This window comes from Dietzia sp. HMSC21D01, assembly GCF_001815995.1.
GTDB classification, from domain to species: domain Bacteria; phylum Actinomycetota; class Actinomycetes; order Mycobacteriales; family Mycobacteriaceae; genus Dietzia; species Dietzia cinnamea.
This window is the reverse complement of the sequence record NZ_KV824030.1, coordinates 1-9096: the sequence shown is the minus strand read 5'-3', so window position 1 is coordinate 9096 and position 9096 is coordinate 1. Positions and strand designations below refer to the sequence as shown.

Genomic DNA, 9096 nt, shown 5'->3' with positions numbered 1-9096 from the left:
CCGGCTGCGGCGGGAGCCGGGGTCGGCTTCTCCGGGGTCCCGGCCTCTGCGGCCGGCTCCTCCGCCTCCGGTGCGTCCTGGGCGGTGGAGGCCTGCTCGTCCGCGCCGGAGCCGGACGGCTCGGCCTGTGCGGCCGCGGGAACCGCCGTCGTCTCCTCAGCCGCCGTCGACGACTCGATGGGTTCGGACGCCGTATCGGATCCCGTCGTGGTGATCTCGGACCGGCCGGTGGTCCGGACTCGCGGCCCCCCGGCGTACTGGGAAAGGATCTGCAGGCTCATGGGGCGTAGCCTATCGCCTCCCCCGCCTCGGATCGGTCGGCACTCCCGCGTTGCCCCGAACCGGTGACGGCGCTCCGGCTGCGCCGGGCCGCGCCCTACCGGATACTGGGCGCCATGCGTGCGATCCAGATCTCCCGACACGGCGGCCCAGAGGTGCTCACACCGGTGGAGGTCGAGGTGCCGTCGCCCGGCCCGGGTGAGGTGCTCGTCCGTACCCGCGCCATCGGGGTCAACTACATCGACACCTACTTCCGCGAGGGTGTCTACGAGCGGGAGTTGCCGTTCATCCCGGGTAGCGAAGGCGCTGGGGTGATCGAGGCGGTCGGCGAGGGCACGCCCGACCTGGTCGCCGGTGACCGGGTGGCCTGGTGCCAGGTGCCCTCTTCCTACGCCCAGTACGTCGTCGCCCCCGCCGAGTCGGTGGTCACCGTGCCGGAGGGGCTCGACGACGACGTGGCGGCCTCGATGCTGCTGCAGGGACTCACCGCGCACTACCTGATCACCGACACCCACCGGGCCTCGCCCGGCGATCACGTGCTTATCACCGCCGGGGCGGGCGGCGTCGGACAGCTCCTCATCCAGCTGGCGGTGGCCCACGGCTTCCGGGTGATCACGACGACCTCGACCGAGGAGAAGGCCGACCTCTGCCGCGACCTCGGGGCGCACCACGTGCTGCTCTACCCGGAGGCCACGCCGGAGAGGGTGCGCGAGTTGGCGGAGGGGGGCGTCGCGGCCGTCTTCGACGGCGTGGGTCGGGACACGTTCGACGACAGTCTGGCGGTCCTCGCACGGCGCGGCACGCTCGTGCTGTTCGGCGCCGCCAGCGGTCCGGTGCCGCCGGTGGATCCGCAGCGACTCAACGCGGCCGGGTCGGTGTTCCTCACCCGCCCGACCCTCGCCGACTACATCGCGACGACGGAGGAGTTCCGCAGCCGGGCGGTCGAGGTCCTCGAAGGGGTCGTCGACGGCACACTGCGGCTGTCGGTGGGGGCGACGTTCGGCCTGTCAGAGGCCGCGGAAGCGCACCGAGCCCTGCAGGAGCGGCGGACGACGGGTTCGGTGACACTCGACCCCGACCGCTGAGCGGGACCCGGTCAGGCCAGCGACAGGAGCTCCGCCACGGTCTGCAGTCCGAGCACCGCGTCGATAGACAGGGCCACGAACACCCCGGCGAGGTAGTTGTTCGACAAAATGAACAGCTTGAGCGGCTTTACCTCGACGCCGCGGCGCACGCCCGCCTCGAGGCGATGCGCCATGACGATGAACCACACGCCGAAGCCGATCGCGCCGGCCGCGTAGACCCAACCCGCCGCGGGGATGAGCGCGAACGTGCACAGCACGGTGACCCACGTGTAGATCGTGATGCGGCGGGTCACGCCCTCGGGACCCATGACCACGGGCAGCATCGGCACGCCGGCGGCCTTGTAGTCCTCCTTGTAACGCATCGCGAGGGCCCAGGTGTGCGGTGGCGTCCAGAAGAAGATGATGAGGAACAGCACGACCGCCTGCCACCAGTTATGAGGCTGTCCATCCGGCAGGTTGTCGGTGATGACCGCCCACGAGACGAAAACCGGCATGCAGCCCGCGGCGCCGCCCCAGACGACGTTCTGAGCGGTCCGCCGCTTGAGGATCATCGAGTACACGATCACGTAGAACAGGATCGTGATGAGGATGAAGAAGGCGGCGAGCCAGCTGTTGGCCAGGAGCCCCAGCCAGAGGATGCTCGCCACACCGAGCGTCAGGCCGAAGACCAGCGCGGCACGCGGGGTGATCGCGTGGCGGGCGAGCGGGCGGCGCTCGGTGCGCTTCATCACCTGGTCGATGTCGTAGTCGACGACCATGTTGAGCGAGTTCGCGCTCGCTGCGCCCATCCAGCCGCCGACGAGGGTGAGCAGGACCAGGGAGAGGTGGATGTTCCCGCGATCCGCTTGCAGCAGGGCGGGGATAGCGGCGACGAGGAGCAACTCGATGACCCGCGGCTTGGTGAGGGCGATGTACGCCATCACCACGTCGACAACGCGGGCCCGCCCGCTCGCCGGAGCCGGCCGCCCCGTGGACTCTGGAGGGGAGACTGATGGCCCCCCACTCCGGGTCGGGGTGGAATCGTGCACCGGAACTCCTCGCAGCAGACGTCAACGCACTACCGAGCCGATACTACGTCCCCCCTGCGCGGTCCGCGAAAGAGCGGGGGCGGGGACGGTACGCCCCCCGCGGCCGTGACCACTAAGGTGGTTCACGACATACGCGCGGATCCGCGCCGCACCCTCAGACCCGGGAGAACCACAAGTGACCAGCGCGTCGGAGATCACCGAGCTCACCACCGCCCGCCACCCATCCGACTGGACCGAACTGGACTCCCGTGCAGTGGACACCGCGCGCGTTCTCGCCGCCGAGGCCGTGCAGAATTGCGGCAGTGGTCACCCGGGCACCGCGATGAGCCTCGCCCCGCTGGCCTATACGCTCTACCAGCGCATCATGCGGCACGACCCGTCCGATCCGACGTGGGTGGGACGGGACCGCTTCATCCTGTCCTGCGGGCACACCTCACTCACCCAGTACATCCAGCTGTACCTCGCCGGGTTCGGCCTCGAACTCGAGGATCTCAAGGCGCTGCGTACCTGGGGCTCGAAGACCCCCGGCCACCCCGAGTGGCGGCACACCGACGGGGTGGAGATCACCACCGGCCCGCTCGGACAGGGACTGGCCTCCGCGGTCGGTATGGCGATGGCGGCGCGCTACGAGCGCGGGCTGTTCGACCCGGACACCCCCGCGGGCAAGAGCCCGTTCGACCACTTCATCTACGTGATCGCCTCCGACGGCGACATCCAGGAGGGCGTCACGGCCGAGGCGGCCTCGCTCGCGGGAACACAGCAACTCGGCAACCTCATCGCGATCTACGACGACAACGAGATCTCGATCGAGGACGACACCCGAATCGCGTTCAACGAGGACGTCGCGGCCCGCTACGAGGCCTACGGGTGGCACGTCCAGACGGTGAACGGCGGCGAGGACGTGGCCGCCATCGAGGAGGCGATCGCCGACGCACGAGCCGTCACGGACAAGCCGTCGATCATCGTCCTGCGCACGATCATCGCCTACCCGGCGCCGAACGCGATGAACACCGGCGCCGCGCACGGTGCCGCGCTGGGCCAGGACGAGGTCGATGCCGTCAAGGAGGCGCTCGGCATGGCCGGCACGGAGCCGTTCACCGTCGAGGACGAGGTGATCGCCCACACCCGTGCGGCCCGCGACCGCGGTGCGCGCGTCCACGCGCAGTGGAGCGACATGTTCCACGCCTGGGCCGAGGCGAACCCGGAGCGCAAGGCGCTGTTCGATCGGCTGTACTCGGGCCGGCTCCCCGAGGGCTGGGACGCAAACCTGCCCACCTGGGAGGCCGATCCCAAGGGCGTCGCCACCCGCAAGGCCTCCGCCGAGGCCATCCAGGCCCTCGCTGCCACGCTTCCGGAGCTGTGGGGTGGGTCCGCCGACCTCGCCGGCTCCAACAACACCCCCATCAAGGGCGCGGACTCGTTCGGCCCCGCGTCGATCACCACCGACACGTGGACCGCCTCCCCCTACGGTCGGAACCTGCACTTCGGTGTCCGCGAACACGCGATGGGCGCGATCCTCAACGGCATCGCACTCCACGGCCCCACCCGCCCGTACGGCGGGACGTTCCTCATCTTCAGCGAGTACATGCGCCCGGCCGTCCGGCTGGCCGCGCTCCAGGGCAGCAACGCCTACTACGTGTGGACCCACGACTCGATCGGTCTCGGCGAGGACGGCCCGACCCACCAGCCGGTCGAGCAACTCGCGGCGCTGCGCGCGATCCCGGGGCTGGCGATCCTCCGTCCGGCCGACGCCAACGAAACCGCCGCCGCCTGGCGGGCGATGCTGGAGGCGCTCGACGGACCCAAGGGGCTGTGCCTGACCCGGCAGAACGTGCCCGTGCTCGAGGGCACCGCGCAGCTCGCCCGTGAGGGTGTCGAGCGGGGCGGCTACGTCCTCGCCGAGGCGTCGACGGGTACCCCCGAGGTGATCCTCATCGGCACCGGGTCCGAGGTCCAGCTGGCCGTGGCCGCTCGGGAGACCCTCGAGGCCGAGGGCGTGCCCACGCGAGTGGTCTCCATGCCCTGTGTCGAGTTCTTCGACCAGCAGGACGCCGAGTACCGCGAGTCGGTCCTCCCGCGTGCCGTGCGCGCCCGGGTCTCGGTCGAGGCCGGTATCGCGATGCCGTGGTACCGGTTCCTCGGAGACGCGGGCCGGGCCGTCTCGCTCGAGCACTTCGGCGCCTCCGCGCCCTACGAGACCCTGTTCACCGAATTCGGGATCACCGCCGACGCGGTGGTCTCCGCCGCCCGCGAGTCGCTCGCGGCCGCCCGAGGGGAGGCATGATGACCAACGCGAATCTCGCCGCTCTCAGTGCCGCCGGAGTCTCCGTGTGGCTCGACGACCTGTCCCGTCAGCTCCTCGCCTCCGGTGAGCTCGAGAAGCGGATGGCGGAGTACTCGATCGTGGGCGTGACCACCAACCCGGCGATCTTCCAGTCGGCGCTGGCGGACTCGTCGGCGTACGAGAGCGCCCTCGCCGAGGCTGTGCGGGCCGACCGCGAACTCGCCTCCGTGGTCCGCGCGCTCACCACCGCTGACGTCCGGGACGCCTGTGACCTGTTCGCGCCGACCTATCGGGCGACCGACGGCGTGGACGGTCGCGTCTCCCTCGAGGTCGACCCGGGCCTGGCACACGACACGGCGGAGACCGTCCAGCAGGCGGTCCAGCTCTCCGCCGCGGTCGACCGGCCCAACGTCATGATCAAGATCCCCGCCACCGCGGCGGGACTGCCGGCGATCACCGATGTCATCGGCAAGGGCATCGACGTCAACGTCACGTTGATCTTCTCGGCGGACCAGTACCGGAAGGTCGCGGAGGCGTACCTCACCGGCCTCGAACAGGCCGTGGCCGCCGGGCGCGATCTGTCGTCGATCCACTCGGTGGCGTCGGTGTTCGTCTCCCGTCTGGACACCGAGATCGACTCTCGCCTGCCGGAGTCGTCGGAACTGCGCGGCCAGGCCGGGCTCGCCAACGCCCGCCTGTGCCAGGAGGTCTACGACGAGGTATTCGACCCGGCCGGCCGATTCGGAGAGCTGGCGGACCGCGGCGCCCGGCCGCAGCGGCTGCTCTGGGCCTCCACGGGCGTCAAGGATCCGGCGTACCCCGACACGCTGTACGTGACCGGCCTGGTCACGCGCGGGACCGTCAACACGATGCCCTTCGCGACGATGCAGGCGTTCGCCGACCATGGTGTGGTGGAGGGTGACACGGTGCGGGGCACCGCTGAGGTTTCCCGCGCCACCCTCGACGCGCTGCGTGCCGAGGGCATCGACCTGGACGAGGTCTTCGCGCTGCTCGAGCGCCAGGGCGTGGAGAAGTTCGTCACCGCCTGGGACGATCTGCTGGACACGGTGAGGGCGCGGATCGACGAGATCCCGTCGGATTCGTGACCGGTCCCGACCGTCTGGACACGTCCGACGCCGATAGTTCGACAGGGGCCACCGAGGGATGGGTCAACCCGCTCCGGGACCCCCGCGACCGGCGGCTGCCGCGGATCGCGGGGCCCTCCGGCCTCGTGATCTTCGGCGTCACCGGTGACCTGTCCAAGAAGAAGCTCATCCCGGCGATCTACGATCTCGCCAACCGGGGTCTGCTCCCGCCCGGGTTCTCGCTCATCGGGTTCGGTCGGCGTAAGTGGGCGCACGAGGAGTTCGCGGCGTTCGCCCGCGAACAGGCCCGCGAGCGCTGCCGGACACCGTTCCGTGAGGACGTGTGGGAGCAACTCGCCGCGGGACTGAGGTTCGTGACCGGAACCTTCGACGACGACGAGGGCTTCGACCGCCTGGCGGACCAGCTGGTCGCACTCGAGGCGGAGCGGGGCACGGCTGGCAACTACGCGTTCTACCTGTCGATCCCCCCGGATGACTTCCCGACCGTGTGCCGGCACCTCGATCGCACCGGGTGCACGCGGGGTCCCGAGGGATCCTGGCGCCGGGTGGTCATCGAGAAACCCTTCGGTCATGACCTGGCCAGTGCGCGCGAGCTCAACGCGGTCGTGGGGGCGGTGTTCCCCGAGGACTCGGTGTTCCGTATCGACCACTACCTCGGCAAGGAGACGGTCCAGAACATCCTGGCGTTGCGCTTCGCCAACCAGCTCTTCGAGCCGGTGTGGAACGCCAACCACGTCGACCACGTCCAGATCACGATGGCCGAGGACATCGGTCTCGGCGGGCGCGCCGGGTACTACGACGGTATCGGTGCCGCGCGCGACGTCATCCAGAACCACCTCATCCAGCTGATGGCGCTCGTGGCGATGGAGGAACCCACCGATTTCTCCGCCGCCGCGCTGCGTGCGGAGAAGACCAAGGTCCTCGAGTCCACCTCGCTGGCGTTGCCGATCTCCCAGACCGCCGCGCGCGGTCAGTACGCCGGCGGCTGGCAGGGCTCCGAGCAGGTCGTCGGGCTGAAGGACGAGGAGGGCTACGACCCGTCCTCGACGACCGAGACCTACGCGGCCATCACCCTGGAGGTCCACAACCGACGGTGGGCGGGCGTCCCGTTCTACCTGCGGACCGGCAAGCGGCTGGGGCGCCGTGTCACCGAGATCGCGGTCGTCTTCCGGCGCGCGCCGCACCTGCCGTTCGACGCCACGATGACGCAGGAGCTGGGGCAGAACGCCCTGGTGATCCGCGTCCAGCCGGACGAGGGGGTCACCCTGCGGTTCGGGTCGAAGGTGCCGGGGACCGCGATGGAGGTCCGGGACGTCAACATGGACTTCGCCTACGGCGAGGCGTTCACCGAATCCTCCCCCGAGGCGTACGAGCGCCTCATCCTCGACGTGCTGCTGGGCGAGCCGTCTCTCTTCCCCGTCTCGCGTGAGGTGGAGCTGAGCTGGCAACTGCTCGACCCGGTCCTGCGTGAGTGGAAGTCCGAGGGCCAACCGGAGCAGTACCAGGCGGGCACCTGGGGGCCCAGGGGCGCCGACGAGATCCTGGCCCGCAGCGGCCGCGCATGGAGGCGACCGTGATCATCGACCTACCCGATACCTCGACCCGCGCGATCGCCAAGAAGCTGGTGCAGATCCGCGAGGAGGCGGGCCTGAGCACGATCGGCCGCGTCCTCACGCTGATCGTCATCACCGACCACGTCCGTGGCAGCGAGTCGGCGATCGACGCGGCGAACGAGGCCAGCCGGGAGCACCCGTGCCGCGTCATCGTGGTGATCCGGGGGCGGCGCGCCGACGCCGATAGGCTGGATGGCCAGATCCGCGTCGGCGGCGACGCCGGCGCGGCGGAGGTCGTCGTGTTGCGCACGTCCGGCGCGATGGCGTCGCAGTCGGCGTCACTCGTGACGCCGCTGCTGCTGCCCGACACCCCGCTCGCGGTGTGGTGGCCCCGCCACTCCCCGACGCTGCTGTCCGAGGACCGCGTGGGTCGGCTCGCCCGGCGCCGCATCGTCGATTCGGACGCCGAGGGGCATCCGACGGACGCCCTGGCCAAGCGAGCGGCCGGGTACTCCCCCGGTGACACCGATCTGGCGTGGGCGCGCATCACCCATTGGCGTTCGTTGCTGGCCGCGACCCTCGATCGACCCCCTTTCGAGCCGATCATGGGCGCCACCGTGTGTGGGCCGGAGCGTGCGGCGTCGGTCGATCTCGCCGGCGGGTGGCTAGCGTCCCGCCTCGGAATCGACGTCCTGCGGGCGGTCGGGCCGAGGATGGTCGTGCTGGAGCGGGCCTCCGGGTCCATCGTCGTCGAGCAGGTCAGCGCGACCTCCGCGGAGCTGCGCATCACCGGGCAGTCCCCCACCCGGGTCGCTCTCGTGGGTCGGAGTGTGGCCGACTGTCTGGCGGAGGAGTTGCGCCGCATGGACACTGATGGTGTGTACGCGGACGCGTTGGCCAACCACGATCGCGTCATCTACACCTCGGCGTCGGTTCGCTGAGCCGGGTCCGAAAGGGCCGGCACCCGCGTCCTTTCCCACCCCACCACCACGACAGGAGCGTCGATGTCAGTCAGCCGTCATCTCGTCCACGAGAACGCGGAGTCCCTCGCGGAGGCCGCCGCCCTCGCCGCGGCCGGCCACCTCAACGAACGCGTCGCCGCGGCCGGCCGGGCGACGCTCTCCCTGACCGGTGGTTCGGTGGGCGTGAAGACGGCCGCCGCCCTCGCCGGAACCGAGGTCGACTGGAGCCGGGTCACGATCTTCCTCGGGGATGAGCGCTTCGTCCCGGCCGATCACCCCGACCGCAACGACGGACAGCTCGCCGAGGTCCTGCTCGATGCCGTCGGCGACCGGGCCACCGTCCACCGCTGGCCGGCGCGCGGCGACGAGTTCGACGACGTCGACGCCGCCGCGGAGGCGTTCCTCGCCGAGGTGGACCTACCCGGTGGCGACGAGCCGTTGTTCGACGTGACGCTCCTCGGGATGGGGCCGGAGGGGCACATCGACTCCCTCTTCCCGCACACCCCGGCGATCGCCGAGACCGACCGGCTGGCGGTGGGCGTCCGCGACTGTCCCAAGCCGCCGCCGGAGCGACTCACCTTCACGCTGCCGGCGGTGCGCCGGTCGCGGCACGTCATCGTCGTGGCGACCGGAGACGGGAAGGCCGAGGCGGTCGCGAAGGGTCTGGGTGGCGCCGATCCGGCGGACTGGCCGGTCGCCGGGGCCGTCGGCACCGAGTCCACGACCTACCACCTCGACGGGCCCGCCGCCTCGCTGGTGAACTGACGCCGGGCCGACGTCACTCGTCGGCCCGGCGCCA

7 protein-coding genes and 1 pseudogene are annotated in these 9096 nt (G+C 70.7%); 6 read left to right on the top strand and 2 right to left on the bottom strand.

Translation table 11 applies throughout. The features are described 5' to 3' along the window. Window positions 1–281, bottom strand: a pseudogene (locus tag HMPREF3086_RS13535) (hypothetical protein); the annotation flags it as partial. Window positions 282–395: 114 nt separating this feature from the next. On the opposite strand from HMPREF3086_RS13535, the gene HMPREF3086_RS13530 reads away from it, so the two are divergent. Then, window positions 396–1364, top strand: a complete 969-nt coding sequence (locus HMPREF3086_RS13530) for a quinone oxidoreductase family protein (RefSeq protein WP_070722401.1) — start codon at window positions 396–398, stop codon at window positions 1362–1364. Window positions 1365–1375: 11 nt separating this feature from the next. Here the strand turns inward: HMPREF3086_RS13530 and HMPREF3086_RS13525 are convergent, their stop codons facing one another. After that, window positions 1376–2284: a heme o synthase gene (locus HMPREF3086_RS13525; protein ID WP_070722396.1), complete on the bottom strand. Its 909-nt coding sequence runs from the start codon at window positions 2282–2284 to the stop codon at window positions 1376–1378. Window positions 2285–2567: 283 nt separating this feature from the next. Between HMPREF3086_RS13525 and tkt the strand changes: the two genes are divergently transcribed. The 5 genes from tkt (at window position 2568) to pgl (ending at window position 9062) form a co-directional block, all read left to right on the top strand. Then, window positions 2568–4676 (top strand): transketolase, encoded by a 2109-nt coding sequence (gene tkt / locus HMPREF3086_RS13520; RefSeq protein ID WP_070722395.1) that lies wholly within the window; start codon window positions 2568–2570, stop codon window positions 4674–4676. Beyond that, complete coding sequence (gene tal / locus HMPREF3086_RS13515; RefSeq protein ID WP_083324447.1) at window positions 4676–5782, top strand: transaldolase; 1107 nt, start codon at window positions 4676–4678, stop codon at window positions 5780–5782. The genes tkt and tal overlap by 1 nt, the downstream gene beginning before the upstream one ends. Beyond that, window positions 5779–7359, top strand: coding sequence for a glucose-6-phosphate dehydrogenase (gene zwf, locus HMPREF3086_RS13510; protein ID WP_083324446.1), 1581 nt, complete (start codon window positions 5779–5781; stop codon window positions 7357–7359). Before tal ends, zwf begins: the two co-directional genes overlap by 4 nt. Continuing rightward, window positions 7356–8276, top strand: a complete 921-nt coding sequence (locus tag HMPREF3086_RS13505; protein WP_311201184.1) for a glucose-6-phosphate dehydrogenase assembly protein OpcA — start codon at window positions 7356–7358, stop codon at window positions 8274–8276. The genes zwf and HMPREF3086_RS13505 overlap by 4 nt, the downstream gene beginning before the upstream one ends. 63 nt (window positions 8277–8339) lie before the next feature. Next, complete coding sequence (pgl, locus tag HMPREF3086_RS13500; RefSeq protein WP_070722389.1) at window positions 8340–9062, top strand: 6-phosphogluconolactonase; 723 nt, start codon at window positions 8340–8342, stop codon at window positions 9060–9062. The last annotated feature ends 34 nt before the right edge of the window (window positions 9063–9096 follow it).